The organism is Deltaproteobacteria bacterium HGW-Deltaproteobacteria-6 (assembly GCA_002840435.1).
In the GTDB taxonomy this organism is placed as follows: Bacteria; Desulfobacterota; Syntrophia; order Syntrophales; family Smithellaceae; genus UBA8904.
Genome location: PHAT01000003.1, coordinates 304,270 through 326,853, shown reverse-complemented (window position 1 = coordinate 326,853; position 22,584 = coordinate 304,270). Strand labels below are relative to the sequence as shown.

Below are 22,584 nucleotides of genomic sequence, written 5' to 3'. Positions count from 1 at the left end.
CCTCAGGTTCGTTTTTGCCGCTTCGTTTTTGCGGTCTTGTTATTTGATTTTTTCAAACTCTTTTGAATGTTCTGCTCAACCTGCTTCTGAAACAGACGTCGCAGAAGGTAGTCGCGGTAGAAATCGCTGATCCGCGTCAGTTCGGCGGTAATGCGGATATTTTCCCGGGTTGATTTTCCGGCGACAATTTTGCGCCGGAGGATCATTTCCCTTTCCACAATTTTTCTGCCCAGCTCCACCAGAAAAGACAGATCCTGAAGGATCATTCCCACGTCAGGCATTTTTTTGATCGCGTCGCGCCCCACGCGCACATCGTCATCATTGTAAAGCGGTTTGTCCCCGTTGGTCGTGAAAGGAATCAGAATGCCCAGCTTTTCCGCCTGACTTAACTCTTTATCCGTTAAACCGGTAACCTGAAGAAAGGCCTGCCGGTCAATCAGGCCGTGCCCGGTGCGGTCGCTCGACCCGAAAACGGCGTTTTCCACCGTTTCCGCTTCCTGGAGGCTCAGCCCCTCGTCCATGCGGCGCAAAATGTTCTTAATGAGATAAAGAGGGAAGTAGCGTTTTTCCTTAAGTTCCTGAATGGCGCGGAGACGGTCGATGCAAGCCTCATCGTAGTAGGCCATTTTTTCATTGGCCTTTTCCGGCCTGGGCAGAAGCCCTTCCCCGACATAATAACGGATTGTCGAGGCCGGTACATGACTTCGTTTTGCTATTTCACCAATTTTCAGTTTCATCAGCCGTCCAAACATTAAAGTTGAGCTTTAATGTTATAGTGCGGATGCCGGCTTCTTGTCAAGTAAATAATGTTGGGATAAAAAGATTCGTAATTTCAACGAGTAACACAATAGATGTCATTCGGATGTTGTCTGTGCTTTCCCCGTACGTATGCCTCAAATCGTTCCGGCTTTATGAAAATTGTCAGGAATAGAGATGATAAAAAGTATTTATTTTAATTTTAATATAGCGTCAAATGCTGCGGCGCAAAGCTTTTTTAATACCCTTCATATAATCAGAAATAATCTTCACCAGTTTGCTGTTGCTTCGATTTTCGTCAATCAGTTTGACCACCGCGCTGCCGATGACGATGCCGTCGGCGACGGTTCCGATTTCCCGGGCTTGCTTTGCGTTGGAAATGCCGAAGCCCACGGCAATCGGCATTTTGGTCAGTTTGCGGATTTTGCCGACCTCGCGGGCGATGTCTTCGATTTTCGGCGCGGCGGTGCCGGTGACGCCGGTGATGGAAATGTAGTAGAGAAATCCTGTGGCGGTTTTAAGAATGGTCTTCATTCTGTCTTTACCAGATGTCGGCGCGACAAGCGAGATGAAATCGAGCCCTGCGGCATCAGAATAAACTCTCAATTCGGGGGCTTCTTCCGGCGGCAGGTCAACCACCAAAACGGCGTCCACGCCTGCGTCACTTGCCGCCCTGGTAAAATTTTCCACGCCATAGGCAAAGATCGGATTGAAGTAACCGAAAAGAACAATGGGAATTTGTGATGACAGGCGGATGTCGGCAACCATTTGGAGCACACCGGCAAGCGTTGTCCCGGTTTTCAATGCCCGCTGTGAGGCAGCCTGAATGACCGGGCCGTCGGCTGTCGGATCGGAAAAAGGAACGCCGATTTCCACAATATCCACGCCCGCGGCTTCGAGCGCGAAGATGAGTTCTTTGGTTACATCAAGCGACGGGTCACCCGCCGTTAAATAAACAACCAGCGCCTTTTCGTTTTTAGCGCGTAAAGCTACAAACTTGTCTCCAATTCGTCCCATAACATCCTCGTTTCATTTATTCCCTCCTTTCATAAAGGAGGGTTAGGGAGGATTTTAAAATCCCCCTTAATCCCCCTTTAGAAAAGGGGGAGTCATCCGTAGGGAACAATCGCGGCCACCCTGCGGGTGGCAAGACCGCTCCCTACATCGTCTCAATAATCGTCTGGGCATCTTTGTCGCCTCTTCCTGACAAACAAATCACGATTACTTTATTTTTCTTCATCGCCGGTGCGATTTTCATGGCATAAGCAATTGCGTGTGCACTCTCTAATGCCGGAATAATCCCTTCCTGACGGGATAGGAATGAAAACGCCTCGACCGCTTCATCATCCGTCACGGTCACGTAGGTTGCCCGTTTGGTCGCCGCGAAATAAGCGTGCTCCGGTCCCACGCCGGGATAATCCAGTCCCGCCGCAATGGAATAAGCGTCACGCACCTGGCCGTGGTCATCCTGCAACAGATAGGTTTTATTGCCGTGCAGAACACCGACTTTCCCGCCGTTGATGCTGGCGGAATGCTTGGTGGTGTTCATGCCGTGACCGGCCGCCTCCACACCGAACATGGCCACTTTCTTTTCGTTGCGAAACGCGTAAAAAGTGCCCATCGCGTTGGAGCCGCCGCCCACGCAGGCGATCAATGCGTCGGGATTGCCGCCCTCCATTTTGTGGATCTGTTTTTTAATTTCCTGCCCGATAACCGACTGAAAATTTCTTACCATCATGGGATAGGGGTGAGGCCCGGCGGTGGTGCCGATGATGTAAAACGTGTCCCGGACACTGCCCACCCAGTAGCGCATGGCTTCGTTCATCGCGTCTTTGAGTGTCGCCGTGCCGCTTTTAACCGGCACCACTTCCGCGCCCAGAATCTTCATGCGAAAAACATTGGGGGCCTGGCGGCGGATGTCTTCCTCACCCATGAATATTTTGCATTCCATGCCGAAAAGCGCCGCGACGGTGGCGGTGGCCACGCCGTGTTGTCCCGCGCCGGTTTCGGCAATGACCTTCTTTTTGCCCATCCGGCGGGCCAGGAGCGCCTGCCCCAGGGTGTTGTTGATCTTATGCGAACCGGTGTGATTCAAATCCTCGCGCTTGAGATAAATTTTTGCGCCGCCTAAGGCTTTGGTCATTCGCTGTGCGAAATAAAGCGGCGTGGGACGGCCTGCATATTCGCGCCGATACCAGTCAAACTCTCCGGCAAATGATTTATCTTTTCTGGCTTTGTCATAAGCTGCTTCCAGTTCCAGAAGCGCCGGCATCAGCGTTTCGGCGGCATAGCGGCCTCCGAAAATCTCAAAGTGTCCGTTTTTATCCGGTAGTGTTTTCATGCTCTTTCCCTTCGAATAAATATTTTCCGTATCTTGTCGCCGGTTGTTGCGTCTTTGATGATCTGCATGATCCGTGCGATTTTTGCGGAATCCTTTTTCCCGGTTGCTGATTCCACCCCGCTGTTGATGTCCAGTGCGGCCGGATGGACCTTTTGCAGCGCATCCGCGATATTTCCTTCATTCAAACCACCGGAAAGTATCAGCGGTTTTGAAATCTGTGACGCCAATGTCCAGTCGGCTGTTTTGCCCGTGCCGCCATAAAGACCGGCATGGCGGCTGTCCGCTAAGATGGCGGCGACAGCAAAGTCTGTGGCTTTTTCCAAATCCTCTTCGGTTTTTAATTCCAGCGCCTTGATGACCAGGCCTTCCGGAAATTGTCGACAATACTCAGGTGATTCATCTCCATGGAGTTGAATCATATCCAGACAACAATCCTCAAAGATTTTCTTCACAACTTCTGGTTTTTCATTGACGAAGACACCGACCTTTACCAGATGGCCCGGCAACCGGTCAATAATTTCTCCGGCCATTTGCGGTTCAATATAACGTGGAGACCGCGGATAGAAAATGAACCCCACGGCCGCTGCGCCGTTTTCGGCTGCGCATGTCGCGTCTTCAAGATTCGTGATGCCGCAAATTTTTACCTGAATCATTGAACGTTCTCTCCCAGAAACGAACGCAGTTTTTTGCCGATGTCGGGCGCAATGACCAACCCCTCACCGATGAGGAAGGCATTAATGCCGGCGGCTGTCAGATATTCAATGTCGGCGCGGTCTTTAATCGCGCTTTCCGCCACAATGGTTTTACCCGCCGGAATCAGTTTTTTCAGGTCGCGGCTGGTATTGATGTCCGTGACAAACGTATCGAGATTGCGGTTGTTAACACCGATGATCTCCGCACCGGCGGCGAGCGCCATATCCAGTTCCTCCTGCGTGTGGACTTCAACCAGCGGGCTTAAATCCAGCTCTTTGGACAGGGCAATGAATTCGGCCAGGCGCGTTCCCAGCACGCGCACAATCAGCAGAATGGCGTCCGCGCCGATAGCCCGGGTTTCATAAACCTGAAGCGGGTCGATGATAAAATCCTTGCGCAGAACCGGAATCTGAACCTCTTGCTTGATTTGCGTCAGATAATCTTTATGACCGCAAAAATATTGTTCATCAGTCAGGACCGAAATGGCCGCCGCACCGTTTTTCTCGTATATCTTCGCGATTTGAGAAGGGTCGAAGTGCTCGACCAGCCGGCCGCGGGAAGGCGAAGCGCATTTGACTTCCGCAATAATGGAACAGGCTTTGCCGCTGATGGCCGCCCGGAAATCACGGCAGGGCGGAAGATCGACAATAGCGTTTTTTAATGCAGATTCCGTTGTAGTATTTTTCAGCAGTTCAACTTCCTGCTTTTTTGTTTCAATAATCTTATCTAAAATCATTTTTTCCTCGCAGTCATTCCGTGCAAGTGCAGCGCGACACGGAATCCAGTCTTTTCAGCAGATTCTGGATACCGGCCTGCGCCGGTATGACAACATCTGTTTTATCATAGGAGTTCTATCTATTAACTGTTACTCATCTCAATCAAAGCCTGTAATTTCCTAACCGCCTGGCCGCTGTCAATGCAGTCGGCGGCTACCTTGATGCCTTCTTTGATGTTCTCCGCTTTTTCCCCCGCCACAATGGCCAGGGCCGAGTTCATCAAGACAACATCCCGGGGAGCTCCCGGCTTGCCGGAAAGCACGTCGCGCGTGATCTGGGCGTTTTGAGCCGGATCACCCCCGCGAATCGCTTCCAGCGGATAGGTCCTCCCGACGTAATCCTTCGGATGAATGTTGTAGGTGCGGACGATACCGTCTTTTAACTCGGCGACACGGGTTTCGCCGGTAATCGTCACTTCATCGAGGCCATCCAGACCATGCACGATGAACGCACGTTTGGTGCCCATGTTTTTCAATACGTCGGCAAACATTTCCGTGAGTTTCGGATCATAAACTCCGAGCAGCTGCGCGGTGGCGCCCGCCGGATTGGTGAGCGGTCCCAGCATGTTGAAAATGGTGCGGATGCCGATTTCCCGGCGCGGACCGATGGCGTATTTCATTGCGCCGTGCAGTTTCGGGGCGAACAGAAAACCGATGCCGATTTGCTGAATGCATTCTTCAACGATCTCCTGATCGACGCTGATATTGACGCCCAATGCTTCCAGGACGTCGGCGCTGCCACAGCCGCTGGAGACGGCCCGGTTGCCATGCTTGGCGACGATGATGCCCGCCGCCGCCACAACAAACGCCGTGGTCGTAGAAATATTGAAGGTATTGAGTTTGTCGCCGCCCGTGCCGCAGGTATCGACGATGGTCGTCGCGCAGGCGTTCACGCGCGTGGCTTTCTGACGCATGATGCGCGCCGCGCCGGTGACTTCCTCCACGGTTTCGCCCTTCATGCGCAGCGCCGTGATTAATGCCCCGATTTGCGCGGGAGTCGCCTCGCCGCCCATGATTTCTTCCATCGCCGCCATCATTTCCGCTTCCGGCAGATCGATTCTTCTCACAACCTTGTCAATGGCTTCTTTGATCATGATGAACGTTCCTTTCGACCGATATTCTTTAAAAAGTTTCGTAAAATTCTTTTGCCCTGCGGGGTGAGCACCGATTCGGGATGAAACTGGATGCCCTCCACCGGATAGTCTTTATGCCGCAATCCCATGATTTCTCCCTCCGCCGTCCGCGCGCTTACTTCCAGACAGGCAGGCAGGCTTTCCGGACGCACGACGAGCGAATGATAACGCCCGGCGGTAAAGGGATTGGGCAGTCCCGAAAAAATTGTTTTGCCGTCATGCTCCACAGGCGAAACTTTTCCGTGCATGATCCGCGAGGCCCGGACAACTTCGCCGCCGAATGCAAAGCCAATGGACTGATGCCCCAGGCAGATGCCCATGAGCGGCACATCGGTATAAAATTCCCGAATCACATCGACTGTGATGCCCGCCTCTTTGGGCGAACCGGGCCCGGGTGATAAAAATATCGCCTGCGGGTTGAGCTTGCGAATACCGTCCGGCGTTATCTTATCGTTGCGATAGACCTGGACGTCTTCCCCCATTTGTCCCAGGTATTGGACAATATTAAATGTAAATGAGTCGTAGTTATCGATCATTAATATCATAAGTTACTCCTGGTTTCCATTTGCATAAGTCATCCTTCTGTCATTTCGAATGTAGTGAGAAATCTTAAGAAATCCGAAATATCATAAAGATATCTCCCGTTGGTCGATATGACAGACACTATTCCTGGTTTCCATTTTCGAGAACAAATCCGCCGGCCGCGAGTTTGACGGCCATCTGCATGCCGCGCGCTTTGTTTTGCGTTTCCTGATACTCCGATTCGGGCTGGGAATCATAAACAATGCCCGCGCCGGCCTGAACAAATATTTTGCCGTCTTTGATGACCATCGTGCGAATGGTGATGCACAGATCCATATTGCCGCTGAAGCTGAAATAACCTACCGCTCCGCCGTATGCACCGCGACGAACGGTTTCTAGCTCGTCAATGATTTGCATGGCGCGGACTTTGGGCGCGCCGGTGAGCGTTCCCGCCGGAAATGTTGCCGCCAGGACATCAAAGGCATCCTTGCCTTTCGCCAGTTGAGCGCGCACGTTGGAGACCAGATGCATAACGTGGGAATATTTTTCCACTACCATGTATTGATTAACCTGTACCGAACCCGTTTCGGCGATGCGTCCCAGATCGTTTCTGCCCAGATCGACCAGCATGACGTGTTCGGCCCGCTCCTTTTCATCGGAGAGCAGCTCGTCAGCCAGAGCCCGGTCTTCCTGCTCGGTTTTGCCGCGTTTGCGAGTGCCTGCTATCGGCCGAAGCTCCACATCGCTTTGTTCGAGACGCACCATAACCTCGGGGGAGGAGCCGATCATGGTCAAATCGTCAAGCTTGAGAAAGAATAAATACGGTGACGGATTGACATAACGAAGCGCCCGGTAAAGATCGACCGGATTGGTCCGGCATGGCGTGGAAAACCGCTGGGACAGCACCACCTGAATGGCGTCTCCCGCGGCAATATAATCTTTTGCCTTCTCCACGATGGCTTTGTATTGGTCAGGCGTCATATTGGATTCAAAGGACACGCCGTTTATTTGGGGTACGGGGGCAGGTGAGGGGGCCTGCGCGGAAAGAAGGGCGATCATTTCGTCGATCTTGGCGCAGGCCATCCGGTAAGCGTCTTCCGGCGTATCCGCATCTTCCGTGTAAGCGCAGGCCACCACTTTAATGGTGTGGCGGGTATTGTCAAAGATGACCAGAGAATCACTAATCACAAAAACGGATTCATCCAGATTCAGATCATCCGGCGGGGCATCGGGGAGTTTTTCAAAATAGCGCACCATGTCATAGCCCAGGTAGCCTACGGCCCCTCCGAAAAAACGCGGCAGACCGGGGGTGGCGACAGGCTTATAGCGGCCCAGCAGTTCGCGCATGGCGGCCAGCGGATCACCTTTATGCTCCCGTGTGGATACTCTTCCTTTTTCTTCAATGATCACCGATGCCCCGCGGACTTTGAAGACAACGCCCGCGTCCGTGCCGATAAAAGAATAACGCCCCCACTTCTCGCCGCCTTCGACACTTTCCAGGAGATAGACATGGTCCTTGTGCTGCAATTTTCTTAAAACGGAAACCGGTGTTTCGATGTCCGCCAGAATTTCCCGATAAACGGGAATCAGATTTCCCCTCTGGGCGAATGCTTCAAATTCTGCAAATTTCGGTTGATACATATTTTTCTCCTCAATGTGCTTATCTTGTTCTTGCCGCGTGTCAAATCCCACGTTGCTTCGCTCCTGGGATAATTCCGCTTACGCTTCAAATTTCGCTGCGCTCGTTTTCGGCGAGCGTCATTAACGGCAAAAGGCCGTGAGTTTCGTCACGGCCTTTCGGTTGATACAAACAAAAAAGCCGTGGAGTCCTGAGAGGTCTCCACGGCTTTAGCTTTTATGATAAAAGATCAGCGGCGGAATATCCTCCCTGTGAGATTCCACCACCACCAGTTATTAAGATTTAATTTCACTGCAATATTTTTCATTTAGTGCTTCTCGCTGCGTTAAGTTGGATAAACTTATAGCAATATGGAAAATGGATGTCAATATTTTTTTTCCGGGCCATCGGAAGAAGCTGTTTTTTGTGCCGGTAAATCTTCAATCGATTCAAGCGTTTTTTGATCTTCCGATGGACTCTCTTGCGGGGACGCAGATGGGGTTTCGGGGATAATCTCTGTCACCGTCTCTGATGTTTCCGGGATGGCAATCGCTGCCGGCTCTATCTCAGCCATCCACAGAGAGTGGCGGTGCCGCGCGTAATCCAGGCGGACCTTACCGGTCAAAATGCCGCGCACCATCGGCCAGTTGGGGCGAAGAGCAATCGCTGCCATGTGCGCCAGAAAAGTCAGGAAAAACAGGACGAAAAAAATATTGTGAATCCAGGTGGCCCAGAGGAGCATCGTATGCGGCATATCCGGCATGTAAATATTTTTGTAGGTTTTGACCAGACCGGAAAGGATCAGCATCAGAATAATCAATGCCATGCCTATGTAGGCCAGGCGCTGCTCCGGCAGATATTTATGCATGGGCGGTTCCTTACCCAGGCCAATGAGGCTTTTAATGACGGCCACCGATTGCATCATATCCCCTTTTTGCGGGATCAGGCCTTTTTCTCCGCTGAGACCATGATAGACCAGATGAAACAGGCCCGCCATCGTAAAGACGAAAGCGGCCGCATAATGCAGGTACAGTGACGTAATGAAATCCGCCGACCAGCCCAGTCCCGGCATGGCGATAATGTAGTAGCGTTTGGCGACGGGCAACTCAAAAATTCCGGTAAGAAGCAAAATGAGGCCGGATAAGGCAATCGCCCAGTGCTCGAGCAATTCAAGCCTGCTGTGACGGACGACCAGATTTTTATCAGTCAGAATCTTTTCAGTCATTGCCGTTTCCCTCCTTCTTTACATGTTCTTGGCGGCGGGAGATCAGGCCCAAAGCACCGGCGGCGGCAATCCCCAAAAAGGGCGCGGCCAGAACCGCTTTCCCCAGAGGATCAGTGGCGGCCATGCGCCTTACAACATTCGGTTTCATATCCGGCTGCCCCGGCTTTTTTTCCATCGTCTGCTGAATCTTTTCGAAGGATACAGGTGAAACATAAAAGGTTGAGGTTCCGCCGTTTTCCGTTTTTCCGTAAATATAACCATTCATGGCGCGGGCGCGTTCAGAGGCGATCTTTTCAACTTCGCGGCGCGGACCGATCATCATCGCCTCTCTGGGACAGGCCTCGATGCAGCCCGGTAATTTCCCTTCCTTCAGCCGTTCATTGCAAAGATCGCATTTATACATGACGCCGTTGCCCATGAAGCCGGGGAGAATATGCAGATAGATGCCGACGCCGGACTGGCGCTGCGGGATTTCCCACGGACAGACATCCTTGCATTTCGCGCCACCGAAACATTGATTTTGTTCGATGACCACCGCGCCGTTTTTTTCTTTATGATTGGCCGAAAACGGACAAATGGTTGCGCAGGCCGGATTGTCACAGTGCATGCAGCGGCGCGGGACAAAGATTGTTTTCCCGTCGATTATCGCTTTGTGAACATAGATAAAATTATACGGCGTCAGACGGTTCGATACTTCTTGCTTCTTTGACCAGTCTTCGATGGTTTTGCGTGGCCAGGGTTCGGGAATGTTTTCCACAACCGGCGGGATTTTTTCTCTGTTAATGGCTTTGCAGGTGCTGACACACGCGGGTACTTGCCGGTTTTGGCAGCCGTCGCACAGGCTCAAATCAATGAGGGTTGCCAGTTGCTGATCCGTTGAGGCCGCTGCCGATTTGGGCAAATTTATACCGGCCAAGGCCGCAGCCCCTGCACTGATCTTCAAAAATGACCGGCGGCTGATATTGAACTTTTTATTTATCTTCATAAGACATCTCCCTCATACCGGTTACGACAAATCGATAAAACGGGACAGGGCGGTCTGAAAATCAGAACGTTCCTTCGCACGATTTCCGGTTGATTCCTTCATGCACGTTTCCATATGGGCGTTGATAATTGCCGCGCCCGTTTTTTTCATGGCGGATGTGACGGCTGAAACCTGGGTTAAAACGTCAATACATGGCGCCCCGTTTTCAATTAAACGCTGAAGCCCCCGAACCTGTCCTTCAATCCGTTTTAAACGGGCGACGATTTTTTTCTTCTCATTATCCATTGATATACCCCCTAGGGGTATAGTAGCTTTTATTCCTTATTTGTCAAGTTGTTTTTGAGATATTACTTAACCCAGTTAATTTCGGTCAGTTGGGCCATTTGCTCAGGCAGGGTGAAAATGAATTCGACGTATCCCATAAACACCCCGTCTTCATACCAGGGCGACTGATATAAAAGCGATTTCACGCCGTTTTTTTCAACGGTATAGGCGTTAGGCTGTTTGGTTTCCAAAAGCTCCACGATTTTCTTTTGAGCCGCTTCGGGGTGGCACGCCAGCATATTTTTGCCGATCAACTCCCGTCCGCCGGATTTTTTAAAGATGAGAGCGGCGCGGTCATTCATGGAAATGATGACGCCTTTTGTATCGCAGGTCGTGATGCCGACGGGAATTTCGTCAAACCAGTTTGTTTGCATAGCTCATTTCTTCTTTCTTTTGTGGATTGACAACTGATGATCTATTTTTTTTCGGAATGCGTCCGACGCAGGGGACGCCGGTCTGACATAATCCACACCCCGCGTATTTCCCGATAAACCCCGGTCCATGGGCGCCTTCGAGCCATGGTTTCTGCTTTTCAAATAATACATTTAAACACTTGAGTTTATCATGTCCTTTTTCACTGATCGCACCGCCGGGACAACGGCGGATGCATACCCCGCACTTTCCTGTGGCGTAGAAAAGGCAGTTCGCCAGGTGGTGCGGATAGGGTCTTACTGATGGTTCCAGTTTCAGGTTGGCCACCAAACTCCCGCAGCGCATGGCCATGCCTTTGGCCGTGATAAAACCATCGTTGAGGCTGAAGGTTCCCAAACCCGCCGCGTAAGCCACATGCCTTTGCGACCAGTTGGAGGCAATGCCGCCGGACGACATCAGCATTTTAAAGGACGGCGATAAATCCGGCGCCACAGCGGCAACGCCCATGGCTTCGAGAAGCGACACCAGATCATGGGAAAACGCTGTGATAAAATCCTGACCCTGCCAGCGCGTGTGATTCCAGCGCAGAGACGGTCCTTCCTTTTCCATGGCGTTAGACGCAATGGTCTTTTTATTCAGTGGAAGGACAAAAGAAATAACACTGACGCTTTCCAGATCCGGTGCGTTCGGATTCGGATTTTCATCAAGATGCCGTTTGAGGATTTCCCGCGGCAGAAAGTGGCTTTCGTGGACAACTTTCTTATATTCATTAAATAATGGATCATCGCCATCGGCAAATCCCACCAGCGGCTCTTCAAATATGGGGTCTCCCCCGAAGGCATCCAGACGGTTTGCCGGACTTGTGCGAACAAACTTCTTGATCGCTTTTTCTATAAAATGCTTCGGATCAGCATCAAACAAGTCTTTTGTCCGCTGATTAATGGTTAAAGTTTTCATGAACTCCGATGCTCCTGCTTTTTGGCATTCCTGCTAATTTGATAACCGCAGGGACGTTGGTTTACGTCTGCATGATCCCTGTATCCTTTATAACCTGTTTTCATTGTGTACTATTTCTTTGGAAAATACCTGACCTTGCTACAACGACGAAAGCATCCGGAGTGCAGCGATCAGGTGTAATGCCCGCTTGGGCTATTCTTCATTTGCCCTTGTCCACTAAACAATGATTTTATATTCGGGAACAACTTCAACATTGTTTTTAATCATCTGCCAAACAGGGCAGACCGATTGTTCCGAGAGTTGGATGGCCTTTCGCATGTCTGTATCCTTTGCGTCTTTTGAACTAAGAATGAATTCCAGAATTATTTTCTCGAATTTGATAGGCGGCTGATCACGCTTTATGCCCCTCGCATTAACTTTCAATCCAGATATGTCTTTTCCATCTTTCTCAATAAAAATACAATCGCCGTGCTGCTGCATCCGGCAAGGCTCATCAACAGTAATTCAAGCCCGTTGTAACCGTCTCCATCGCCGATTGGAGGTTTGTAATCAAAGGTTATTAGGCGGTCTGGATTAGAGGGTGAGATCCCGGTAAATTGAAGTTTATTATTCGTTAAAGTGACCGTCACTTGCTCGAACTGGTCTCCCATGAAAAATCTCCTTTAGTCATTTTTTATTACGTCCAACAATGGCGATGTCTTGGTTGGCTTTTCCGATTTTGTTTTTGCAATCCTAATCGATTTGCGGCTGAAAGAAAAGAAGATAATCCTTTAAATACAGCCTTGTTGAAAAAACGGCGTTGGGCATTTCACTATAATAAAGACCAAAAGCCAAATGGTTTTTTTATGGGATATTTGTTCGGTGTAAAGAAAACCGAAATGAGATAATACTGTTTGAAACAGAGCATGCGCGGGAAATGGATGGACTCTCCCGGCCAGGAAATAAAAAATATGCTGCCTGTTATAATATTTTTCTGCCATAAATAAGCCCTGCTTTATTGCATTTTACAATTCCTTATTTTGCTTGACACTTTAAACGGTTGACCGCTATATTCGCGAAACGCAAATGATCTTGGTTTTAAGAATTAAAATAAGGGGCCGCCATCATAAAATATGCAAAAGCACATACAGTGGAGGATCATCGTTCTTTGGACCATAAGCCTGCTTTTAACGGGTTGTGCTTCCAGCACGGTGATCATGATCAACCAGGAAAAGTATTCTCCGTCTTTTAGCTCGGGTGACTACAGCCGCTATAAAGGGAAGAAACTCTTTTTATCCGATTTTGTTAACCAGGCGAAAAATACAAAAACTTACAATTATTTCAGCCCCGACAAGAAACTGGCTTATGAAGGCAATGCCACCCTGGAAAATTTGTACTGGCGTTGCTTCCAGAAGTCCTTTCGTCATATAGGCGTTAATCTGGTTGACTACAGGTACGACAGAAGCCAGCCCACCTCTCACGACTGGTGGGGGAAGGCTCCCAATCGCGCAGGCTCCCAGGCTTCCCATAGTATTCCTGAATTTCAATTGACATTGCTTGCGATGACGGACCAGGAACTCAAGTTTAAAGTGATTATCCTCAGAGGGGGTGAATCCAATTTTGATAAGGATTACACAGTAAGCATGGCAGCGGCGACAACCGATGATGTCGCCGAGCTTGAAAAACGCGGTTATCAACTGGTGGAACTGGCCTTTACGACTATTTTGAATGACCGGGATTTTCAGAAAGTGTTTTAAGTAAAAGGCTGATAGACTAAAGGCTGAAGGTCGTCAGGTTAAAATGGAGGGAACGGTCAATCGGTTCTCTGCAATAAAGGATTGAAAGGATTGAATGGAAATTTATTTATATATAATTTTACTTTTTTTGCTGGTCGTTGTGGTGATGCAGTTCTGGCTGCTCAGGCGAAGTTCCGTTGATCTGACGCCGCTGGCCACGAAACTGGATGCTCTGCGGGACGCGCAGGAAAGAACCGACCGCTCGCTGCGCGATGAGATTTCCCGGTCGAGGCAGGAGACGCAAACGCAGTCGCAGCAGGAGAGAGTAGAACTGGCGGGCACGCTGAAATCCTTCGGCGATTCCGTCCAGACCCGGATGGCTGATATCGCAAAAATTCAAAACGATCAGATGGAAAGTTTTGCCAGGCAGCTGTCCCTTCTCACCGCGACCAATGAAAAAAAGATGGAAGATATCCGTCTGGTTATCGATGAAAAGCTGAAGCAGATCCAGGAAGATAATACCCGCCAGCTTGACCGGATGCGGGAAACCGTCGATGAGAAACTGCAGAACACGCTGGAAAAACGCCTGGGAGAATCATTCAAGCAGGTTTCTGAACGGCTCGAACAGGTTCATCAGGGGCTGGGCGACATGCGCACGCTGGCCGCGGGCGTGGGCGATTTGAAGAAAGTGCTCACCAATGTCAAGTCGCGCGGTACCTGGGGGGAAGTCCAACTGGGCGCGCTTCTGGAAGAGCTATTATCTCCGGAGCAATACTTGAAGAATGTCAAAATAAACGAGCGCAGCAACGATTTTGTCGAATTCGCCATCAAGCTTCCCGGCCAGGGCGAATCACTTTCGGATTTTGTGCTGATACCGGTGGACGCGAAATTTCCGGTGGAAGACTACTCCCGGCTGATCGAAGCGCAGGAAAGAGCCGATGCAGCCGCAGCGGAAGATGCCGTCCGGCAACTGGAGGCGAGCATCAAAAAGGCGGCCAAAGATATCTCGCAAAAATATCTTGCCCCTCCCAAAACAACGGATTTTGGCATTATGTTTCTGCCGTCGGAAGGGCTTTACGCCGAAGTGATCCGCCGCACGGCGCTGGTTGCCCAGCTGCAGCGCGAATACCGCATCGTGATTTCCGGCCCCTCGACGTTTGCCGCATTTCTCAACAGTCTGCAAATGGGTTTCCGCACGCTGGCGATTCAGAAGCGTTCGGGTGAAGTCTGGAAAGTGCTGGGCGAGGTGAAAGCGGCGTTCGGCCGGTTCGGCGATTCGCTCGATGCCGTGCGCAAAAGACTGGACCAGGCCGCAAGCTCGGTGGATGATGCCCAGAAAAAGACGCGGACGCTGGCCGGCAAGTTAAAAGCGGTGGAAGCCATGCCGGACACGCCGCTCGAAATATCCATTGCGGACACGGAAGCCGATTAACAAGGCAATATTTTATCCCGGCTCATCCTGGTTTTGCATACTTGAGAAATATGTCTTTCTTCTTGTCATCATGCTAATCGGCAATTGGGACGAACATCCACTTTTTTCTAAATGATGATTGATGGAAACATCCTCTTGACTTTTATATGGCTTGGGAGCACATGAAAATGCAGTGATTAAGGCATTGTCAATAATTAATAAATAATTTAACCATTTTTAGAGGTGATGCCATGGTGAAATTATTGAAACCCTGTTTCTGAAGAGAGGCGGGGTTTTTTTCTTAAAAAGGGGGTTGCCAAACAATATGGGGTCCCGATGAATGAGACAGGACGATCAGCTATCGCTTTCCGAGGAAATACGATGAATGACAGTTTGTCCGACTCGAAAATAATCCTGCAAGAGCTCACTTCGCTTCTTCCCAAGCCGGAAGAGCTTCGGGATATCTCAGCCTGTGTTCCGTTCACGGCCGCCGAATTTGAGAAGATCTGCGCCGGACATCGGCCCGAAGGCATGGACTCCAGATGGTTTATGCAATCCGAAGGGTTGGACTTGCTGATCTTCAGGGACCACATCGATTCCGTGAGGTTCTTCTGGAAGGCCCGCTTCGCACCACTTTCGGACGGCTTCGTCCTGCGGCAGGTCCTTACGCTCAAGATCCGGACCGAAGGGCAGATGTTTGCAGATGACGTTGCTCAGGTCCTCTATCCCTGGTATCTTATCGAGACGGTGCTTTTCGGACGTGATTTAAACGATGCGGATATGCGCTGGCCGGTAGAGCGTCTTCTGCAGGAGCCCGAAGACGCGGGGATCGGAAAGCTGCTGGCGCTGAAGGAATCACTCTATGACTGGATGAAAGCCCGGGCCGCCGAGCGCGTCCGCGCGGCGGAAATTGAAGCGGCGAAGGACATACGCGGGCAGCTTAATGACCTCATCCTGGTCGACGGGGATATCCGGTCTGCGGTTCTTCAGGCGGCCTGCCGGAGGCTGAAACAGGCGGCGGATGAGCGGTGCGGCTTCGTCCATGAAATCGCGATCGGGCAGGGACTCATGGACCGCAATACCGTGCTTCGCATCCTTGCCGGGTCCTGGGATGTTCCGGTGGTGGAGCCGGGGCCGGAAAACCTGGACAAGGCTTCGGCCAGACGCTTCATGGACCTTGCCTATGCAAAAGAAAGGCTGGTCCTCCCTGTTTATCCGGATCCGGAAGAGAGGATTCTCTCGCTGGCCATGGCTGCGCCCTGGGACATGATAACAAGGGACGATGTCATCTTGCGCAGTGGCTGTGAAGTCCGACCCTATCTCGCCCTGCCGTCGGAGATCCTTTTCTGGCTGGACAAGGTCTTTGCGGAGGATATCTGTTAACAGATGCTTAAGGGAGGGAAAAGGCGATGAGAAGAACATTTCTTGCATCCATGCTGGCCGCACTTTCCTGCCTGCTCCTTCTATGGGGCGGTAATCGCCTGGCAACGGCCGGTGAGCCTCATCAAGAACCCATCCTGCGTCTGGAAACGGGGATGCATGCGGGAAACATAAAAAGAATCGACGTGGATGCCGCCAACCGCTGGCTGGTGACCGCATCTGAAGACAAGACGGTGCGCCTTTGGGAACTGCCGTCAGGCCGTCTGGTTCGTGTCCTCCGGCCGCCCATCGGCAAAGAGAACGAAGGGAAGCTCTATGCCGTGGCCATTTCGCCAGACGGGCGTCAGATTGCCTGCGGAGGATGGACGGAACTGGGCAGTGATTCCGGTGATACGATTTACCTTTTCGACCGCGCCACGGGCAGGCTTTTGAAGCGGATTTCCGGACTGCCCAATGTGATATTCCACCTGGCCTACTCACGTGACGGCCGCTATCTTGCCGCTTGTCTGGGAGAAAAAAACAACGGTGTCCGTGTATACAGAACAGACGACCTCGGCCTTGCAGGCGAGGACAGAAATTACGGCAGCCAGAGCGATAGCGCCGATTTTACCCATGACGGCCGGCTGGTTACCTCCTCCCGGGATGGATATCTGCGCCTCTACAGCCGCGATTTCCGGTTGATCGCCAAAGAAAAAGCGCCGGGAGGCAGTCAGACAAGCTCCGTCAGCTTTTCGCCGGACGGACAAAAGATCGCTGTGGGATTCAGTGATTCCACAAAAGTGGATGTTTTGTCCGGCCACAACCTTTCATACCTCTACTCACCCGATACAGAAGGGATTAACGTTGGCAATATCAGCAAGGTTTCCTGGTCAGCCGACGGCGATGTGCTTTACGGCGGCGGCCGGTATCATGATGGTAAAGGATGCCCCGTCTTTGTTTGGGAAAATGGGGGCCGCGGAAAACGTTCCAGCATCCCCGGAGCGGCCAATACCATCACGGATATCCGCCCGCTGAAAGACGGAGGTTTTATCTACAGTGGTGCCGACCCTGCCTGGGGCGTCTATGACCGCGCAGGCAACCGGAAACTTTACCTTACTCCCGTTGTTGCCGATTACCGGGCCACTTCCGATGAGCTTCTCATTTCCTCCGATGGCGCCTATATCCAGTTTTGTTATGAAGCGTGGGGTAAATCTCCCGCACGGTTTGACGTGAACACAAGACGGCTGGTATCAGCCTCTGCACAGGACACAAGCCTCTTTCCGCCCGTTACGGAGTCACCGGCTCTCCGAATAACGAGCTGGAAAAACTACGAACCAGAATTGAACGGAAAAGATTTAAAACTGGATCCATACGAAAAATCCCGAAGCCTGGCCATTGCCCCGGATGGAGACAGTTTTCTTTTAGGCGCGGACTGGAGCCTCAGTCTCTTTGACCGGGAAGGAAAGGAAAAGTGGAAAGTTTCCGTTCCCGACACCACCTGGGCAGTGAATATTGCCGGCAACGGCAGATTGGCTGTGGCCGCCTTTGGCAACGGGACGATCCGCTGGTATCGAATGGCCGATGGAAAAGAAATTCTCGCCTTCTTCCCGCACAACGATCAAAAGCGCTGGGTCCTGTGGACACCCGAAGGCTTCTTCGATACCTCGAAAGGCGGCGCGGAGTTGATCGGCTATCATCTGAACCAGGGGAAGGACAAAGAGGCGCAATTTATCGGTGTGGACAAGCTCTATGACCAATTCTATCGCCCGGACCTCGTGATGGCAAAATTCCAGGGGAAGGACATTTCCGAATACGCCGGAGCCGTGGACGTAAATCGCCTGCTTCGCACCAATACGCTGCCGCCGGTTGTCCGCATGATCAGCGCCCCGGGCAGCACGTCCAGCCGGGATGTGGCGGTCAAAGGCGAAATCTGCAGCCAGGGGGGCGGCATTGGCGATGTGACGTTATACCTGACCGGTATGCCGATAGTATTGGACACCAGTGGCCGCAGCCTTAAGGTGAAGGGAAAAATTGCAAAACCCGCCTGCATGGAATTTGAGCATATAGTCACCCTGAACAGGGGCAAAAATCTCATTGCGCTTATGGCAAAGAACAAGGCCAATACCATTGAGTCAAACCGGGCGGAAATCAATATCACCTTCCATTCAGGCGATAAAGAAAGACCCGATCTTTACATGTTGGTTGTTGCTGTGAACAAATACCGGGATGGTGATCTGCGTCTCAAATACCCCATTTCCGACGCCGCCGATCTTGTTAAAAGCATCCGGACGGGCGGCAAACGTCTTTTCGGCAAGGTCGTGGTTAAAACCGTATACGACGACGCAGCAACCCGCGTGGGAGTGGAAAAGGCCTTTCGGGAAGTGGGAAGCAAGACAAAAAGAGACGATGTTTTTGTGCTGTTCCTGGCCGGTCACGGGATTACCTATGAGAAGGACGGGAACTATTATTTTCTTCCGGTCGATTTCCGTTTTACGGGCGAGGATGCCATCCGGCAGCAGGGAATTTCAAAAGATGACCTGATGAAGAATCTTGCACACATCCAGGCCATGAAGTCTTTGCTGCTCCTGGACACCTGCAACAGCGGCTCCTTTGCCGAGGCGGTGGCTTCCCGCAACATCGTAGAGAAGACAGCCGTTGCCCGTTTGAGCAAGGCTACGGGACGCTCTACCATCGTAGCTTCGAGCAAGGATAAGGCAGCCCTTGAAGGCTATGAAGGACACGGTGTTTTTACCTATACGATTCTCCAGGGGATGAGCGGCGCGGCCAAAGACCGGGAGGGCAAGGTGACGGTCAACGGTCTTGCCACCTATGTGGAAGAAACCCTGCCGAAGCTGACGTACAGAAAATGGGGCTATGAGCAGATTCCCCAGAAAAGCCTCCAGGGGATGGATTTCCCCCTTGCGCTCCCCTGAGGACGGGTAAGTTCGGGATTGTGAATATTTCAGCCGGTAACCATCAACTTTGATGACGCACCAACACCAGACAGTCAGAGGTGTGGCAAGATCTGTAAAGGCTTTTCATTCTCCATCATCAACGGAGGAATTGTTATTTCCTTGCTGGTTTTCTTTTTGCGGTTGTGTCGGCCAAGCAGGCATTTTGCCCTTCCATGCTGCAGCGGCAGGCATCGCGCTCCCGTGTCGGAACAAGCCCCAGATCGGTAATCATTTCGTGATCCAGCCGGCTGTCCCGTCCCGTAGTCGTCAGATAATTGCCCGTCATCAGGGAATTGGCTCCCGCGATAATACCCAGCGGCAGCAGCTGCCGCAGATTCTTTTCCTTGCCGCCGCACAGTTTGATGTCCTTATCCGGCAGCATAAAACGAAAGACCGCGATGGTCATGAGAATTTCCATTGGCGGCAAAGGGTGTAAATGTTCCAGGGGCGTTCCCTTGATCGGATTGAGAATGTTGACGGGAACCGAATCAACATTCAACTGGCGCAGGGTCGCGGCCAGTTCAATGCGGTGCGTGACGCCCTCTCCCATGCCGATCAGGGCGCCGGCGCAGACGGATAATCCGGCAGCTTTCGCGACGCGAATCGTTTCCACATTTTCTTCGTAGTCATGCGTTGTGCAGATATTTTTAAAATAGCTGCGCGCCGTTTCCAGATTGTGATGATAACGAAACAGGCCGGCGGCTTTGAGTTGGCAGGCGATGTCGGCATCAATAATGCCCAGAGACGCGCACGGGTGCATGCCGATTTGGTTCATACCGGCGATGGCTTTAAAGATTTCCGTCCATTCCTTTTTGGCTTTCACGCGTTTTCCGCTGGTAACAATCCCGAAGAACGCAGCGCCGTCTTTTTTGGCCAACGCAGCCTCGGCGATAATGTCTCGCGCGGGTTTGAGCGGATAGGAAGGAACATCGGTTGAATAGTGAGATGATTGCGCGCAGAATTTACAGTCTTCGGAACAACGGCCTGACTTGGCATTGCTGATTCCGCAAAGACTGATCTCTTTCCCTTTGAAGTGTTCCCGGATTTCGGAGGCCGCGGCGAAAACGCGGTAAGGGCTTGAAGAGCCTTCAATGAAAAGTTCCTGGGCCTCGGAAACGCCTGCCCCCTTTCCCTTGATAGCTTTGGTTTTTAAGTTATCGATCAAATCCATGGTTTGCACTTTCTGCCTTTTGTGTTCAGACGGATATAAGATTAATCAGGAAGCACTGTCTTTACCAAATGTTCCGGATAGTGAGGTCGCTTTATCACAATTCCGGATAAAAAAGAACAGGCCCCGACAAAATATTTTGCAGGTGCCGCTTACTCCCTGACGGCGCCATTACTTTCTTCGTTGCTATGCGTATCGTCTTTTGATATGGCAGCGTTACTTAGGGGCCGTTAAGAAATAACCACCCATGCGGGTGGCAAGACGGTTACATTTCTCTCTGTTTCGTTACGGCTCCTTATGCCGGTTATGATATTAAAATGTTACAGTTAATATTGAACAACGGCCTGATCGATGAGGTTTAGTGATATGAGTAGAGGACTCTTTATCATCGGCACGGATACAGGTGTGGGCAAGACGATCATCTCGGCCGGTCTGCTGTATCTTCTGCTGAAAAACAAATACCGTGCCGCATATTTCAAGCCGGTGGCGAGCGGCGAGGTGGAAAGTAATGGCGTCAAAGTATCTGCTGACGCGGCTTTTGTCGCTGCTGTTTCCGGGTTTGCCGGGCAATCCTGCCGGACGACGCCTTTTGCCTTTGCCGATGCCGTTGCGCCGCATCTGGCCGCACGTCTGGCGGGGCGGCGCATTGATCCAACTTTTATTCAAAAGCGCTTCAATGAATTGAAGGACAACTATGACATCATTGTGGCGGAAGGCGCGGGAGGTCTGGCCGTGCCGCTTAACGACGAAGGCTATATGCAGTATGACCTGATCCGTGAATTGGGCTTTCCCTGCCTGCTCGTTTCGCGCGCCGGACTCGGAACAATCAATCACACGCTGCTGACGCTTGCCTTTGCCAAAAGCGTCGGCCTGACGATCAAAGGGATTATCATCAGCGGCGAGGGACAAACACTGATCGAAGAGGATAATATTAAGACGATTAAAAGACTCTCCGGTATGGAGGCGATCTTTACGCTGCCCGTCGTTGCCGCGGTGGACACTGAAAAACTGGCACCGGGAGATCTCCAGAATGCATTTGAACAATCTATTCATATTGACGACATGGTCGCTTTGATGGAGCCCGTATAAAGGACTGTAGAGAATGATGTTTGAAGAAAAACTACGGAAAATCAAGGCCGACGGCCTTTACAGAGAGATGAGGTATCTGCAGTCGCCGCAGAGCGCCCATGCCCTGCTTGCGGGCCGGGACATTTTGATGCTCTCCTCCAACAGTTATCTGGGGCTTTGCACGGATGACCGCCTTAAACAGGCCGCGTATGATGCCATTGAACAGTATGGCACAGGTTCCGGCGGGTCGCGCCTGATCACCGGAAGTTATGAAATTCACAAAAAGCTGGAAGAGAAAATCGCCGCCTTTAAGAAAACCGAAGCGGCGCTGATTTTCAACACCGGCTACATGGCTAATGTCGGCGCCATCTCGGCTATCGCCGATAAAAACTGGGTGATCTTTTCGGACCGTCTCAATCATGCCAGCATTATTGACGGCTGCAAGCTCAGCGGCGCCGAAATCGTTGTTTATGGGCACTGCGATCCGGATGATCTGGAAAATAAAATAATTAAATTTCCAAACAGACAGGGTTTAATTATCAGCGACAGCCTTTTCAGCGTTGACGGCGATATTGCTCCACTGCCACAGCTGGTGAAAATTGCCCGCCGCCACAAGATGCTGCTGATGATTGATGAAGCCCATGCCACGGGTGTTTTAGGCAAAAACGGCGGAGGCGTGGCGGACTATTTCGGCCTGTCCTGCGGCATTGATGTTTCCGTGGGAACCTTCAGTAAGGCATTGGCTTCCGAGGGAGGGTTTGTCGCGGGCAGCCGTGATCTCATTGATTATCTGGCCAACAGGGCCCGCAGTTTTATATTTTCCACCGCCTTGTCACCCGCGACGATTGCCGTGTCGCTTGCCGCCCTTGAAATTGTGCAGAAAGAATCGCACAGTCGTGAGAATCTGCTTGTCAATGCCGCCTGGCTTCGTCGGGAACTCCAAAAAAGAGGTTTTGCCGTGATGGATTCTCCGGCGCCGATTATTTCCATGATTCTGGGGCCTCCCGGTCTGGCCATGGCCATGAGCTGCCGCCTGATGGAAGCGGGGATCTTTGCTTCCGCCATCCGTCCGCCGACTGTTCCCGCCGGAACCAGCCGTCTGCGCATCAACCTGATGGCGACGCATACCAAAGATGACCTTTCCCGGGCGATTGCCGAAATTGAACACGCCGGACGCGCGTTAGGGGTGATCCGTTAGGTCGAAAGGA

Annotated in this window: 21 protein-coding genes and 1 pseudogene; 6 read left to right on the top strand and 16 right to left on the bottom strand. The window is 51.5% G+C overall.

Annotated features, from left to right (window positions below; genetic code table 11):
* Positions 1-2 precede the first annotated feature (2 nt).
* From CVU71_08215 to CVU71_08145, 15 genes and pseudogenes are all read right to left on the bottom strand, one after another.
* The gene (locus tag CVU71_08215) at positions 3-752 is read right to left on the bottom strand and encodes a hypothetical protein (protein PKN19480.1); all 750 of its coding nucleotides are present in this window, start codon (positions 750-752) and stop codon (positions 3-5) included.
* Positions 753-969: 217 nt separating this feature from the next.
* Entirely contained in the window at positions 970-1,773 is an 804-nt protein-coding gene (locus tag CVU71_08210; protein ID PKN19479.1) for a tryptophan synthase subunit alpha, read from the bottom strand.
* Between the two features lie 142 nt (positions 1,774-1,915).
* The gene (gene trpB / locus CVU71_08205) at positions 1,916-3,097 is read right to left on the bottom strand and encodes a tryptophan synthase subunit beta (protein ID PKN19478.1); all 1,182 of its coding nucleotides are present in this window, start codon (positions 3,095-3,097) and stop codon (positions 1,916-1,918) included.
* Positions 3,094-3,750, bottom strand: coding sequence for a phosphoribosylanthranilate isomerase (locus CVU71_08200; protein PKN19477.1), 657 nt, complete (start codon positions 3,748-3,750; stop codon positions 3,094-3,096). Before CVU71_08200 ends, trpB begins: the two co-directional genes overlap by 4 nt.
* The gene (locus CVU71_08195; protein PKN19476.1) at positions 3,747-4,526 is read right to left on the bottom strand and encodes an indole-3-glycerol phosphate synthase TrpC; all 780 of its coding nucleotides are present in this window, start codon (positions 4,524-4,526) and stop codon (positions 3,747-3,749) included. Before CVU71_08195 ends, CVU71_08200 begins: the two co-directional genes overlap by 4 nt.
* Before the next feature lie 122 nt (positions 4,527-4,648).
* Entirely contained in the window at positions 4,649-5,659 is a 1,011-nt protein-coding gene (trpD, locus tag CVU71_08190; protein PKN19475.1) for an anthranilate phosphoribosyltransferase, read from the bottom strand.
* Positions 5,656-6,243 carry an anthranilate/aminodeoxychorismate synthase component II gene (locus CVU71_08185; GenBank protein ID PKN19474.1) on the bottom strand — a complete coding sequence of 196 codons (588 nt, stop codon included), beginning with the start codon at positions 6,241-6,243 and terminating at the stop codon, positions 5,656-5,658. Before CVU71_08185 ends, trpD begins: the two co-directional genes overlap by 4 nt.
* A gap of 118 nt (positions 6,244-6,361) precedes the next feature.
* Positions 6,362-7,861, bottom strand: coding sequence for an anthranilate synthase component I (gene trpE, locus CVU71_08180; GenBank protein ID PKN19536.1), 1,500 nt, complete (start codon positions 7,859-7,861; stop codon positions 6,362-6,364).
* 362 nt (positions 7,862-8,223) lie between these two features.
* Positions 8,224-9,063, bottom strand: a complete 840-nt coding sequence (locus tag CVU71_08175; protein ID PKN19473.1) for a hypothetical protein — start codon at positions 9,061-9,063, stop codon at positions 8,224-8,226.
* Positions 9,056-10,048, bottom strand: coding sequence for a (Fe-S)-binding protein (locus tag CVU71_08170; protein PKN19472.1), 993 nt, complete (start codon positions 10,046-10,048; stop codon positions 9,056-9,058). The genes CVU71_08175 and CVU71_08170 overlap by 8 nt, the downstream gene beginning before the upstream one ends.
* Positions 10,049-10,069: 21 nt before the next feature.
* Complete coding sequence (locus tag CVU71_08165) at positions 10,070-10,333, bottom strand: transcriptional regulator (protein PKN19471.1); 264 nt, start codon at positions 10,331-10,333, stop codon at positions 10,070-10,072.
* 62 nt (positions 10,334-10,395) lie between these two features.
* The gene (locus CVU71_08160; protein PKN19470.1) at positions 10,396-10,746 is read right to left on the bottom strand and encodes a diguanylate cyclase; all 351 of its coding nucleotides are present in this window, start codon (positions 10,744-10,746) and stop codon (positions 10,396-10,398) included.
* On the bottom strand, positions 10,727-11,701 hold the full coding sequence (locus tag CVU71_08155) for a hypothetical protein (GenBank protein ID PKN19469.1): 975 nt from the start codon (positions 11,699-11,701) through the stop codon (positions 10,727-10,729). The genes CVU71_08160 and CVU71_08155 overlap by 20 nt, the downstream gene beginning before the upstream one ends.
* A 216-nt stretch (positions 11,702-11,917) precedes the next feature.
* Positions 11,918-12,351, bottom strand: a pseudogene (locus tag CVU71_08150) (osmotically inducible protein OsmC).
* 120 nt (positions 12,352-12,471) lie between these two features.
* Positions 12,472-12,681: a hypothetical protein gene (locus CVU71_08145; protein ID PKN19468.1), complete on the bottom strand. Its 210-nt coding sequence runs from the start codon at positions 12,679-12,681 to the stop codon at positions 12,472-12,474.
* 132 nt (positions 12,682-12,813) lie between these two features.
* On the opposite strand from CVU71_08145, the gene CVU71_08140 reads away from it, so the two are divergent.
* From CVU71_08140 to CVU71_08125, 4 genes are all read left to right on the top strand, one after another.
* Complete coding sequence (locus CVU71_08140; GenBank protein PKN19467.1) at positions 12,814-13,437, top strand: hypothetical protein; 624 nt, start codon at positions 12,814-12,816, stop codon at positions 13,435-13,437.
* A 94-nt stretch (positions 13,438-13,531) separates the two neighbouring features.
* A complete protein-coding gene (locus tag CVU71_08135) occupies positions 13,532-14,848 on the top strand; it encodes a DNA recombination protein RmuC (GenBank protein PKN19466.1) in 1,317 nt (438 codons plus the stop codon).
* Between the two features lie 315 nt (positions 14,849-15,163).
* Positions 15,164-16,210, top strand: coding sequence for a hypothetical protein (locus CVU71_08130; protein ID PKN19465.1), 1,047 nt, complete (start codon positions 15,164-15,166; stop codon positions 16,208-16,210).
* A 26-nt stretch (positions 16,211-16,236) separates the two neighbouring features.
* On the top strand, positions 16,237-19,119 hold the full coding sequence (locus CVU71_08125) for a hypothetical protein (GenBank protein PKN19464.1): 2,883 nt from the start codon (positions 16,237-16,239) through the stop codon (positions 19,117-19,119).
* 133 nt (positions 19,120-19,252) lie between these two features.
* Here the strand turns inward: CVU71_08125 and bioB are convergent, their stop codons facing one another.
* Positions 19,253-20,311: a biotin synthase BioB gene (gene bioB, locus CVU71_08120; protein PKN19463.1), complete on the bottom strand. Its 1,059-nt coding sequence runs from the start codon at positions 20,309-20,311 to the stop codon at positions 19,253-19,255.
* 348 nt (positions 20,312-20,659) lie between these two features.
* Here bioB and bioD point away from each other — a divergent pair, with 348 nt between their 5' ends.
* Positions 20,660-21,397, top strand: a complete 738-nt coding sequence (gene bioD, locus CVU71_08115; protein ID PKN19462.1) for a dethiobiotin synthase — start codon at positions 20,660-20,662, stop codon at positions 21,395-21,397.
* Between the two features lie 13 nt (positions 21,398-21,410).
* Positions 21,411-22,574, top strand: coding sequence for an 8-amino-7-oxononanoate synthase (gene bioF / locus CVU71_08110; protein ID PKN19461.1), 1,164 nt, complete (start codon positions 21,411-21,413; stop codon positions 22,572-22,574).
* Positions 22,575-22,584: the final 10 nt, after the last annotated feature.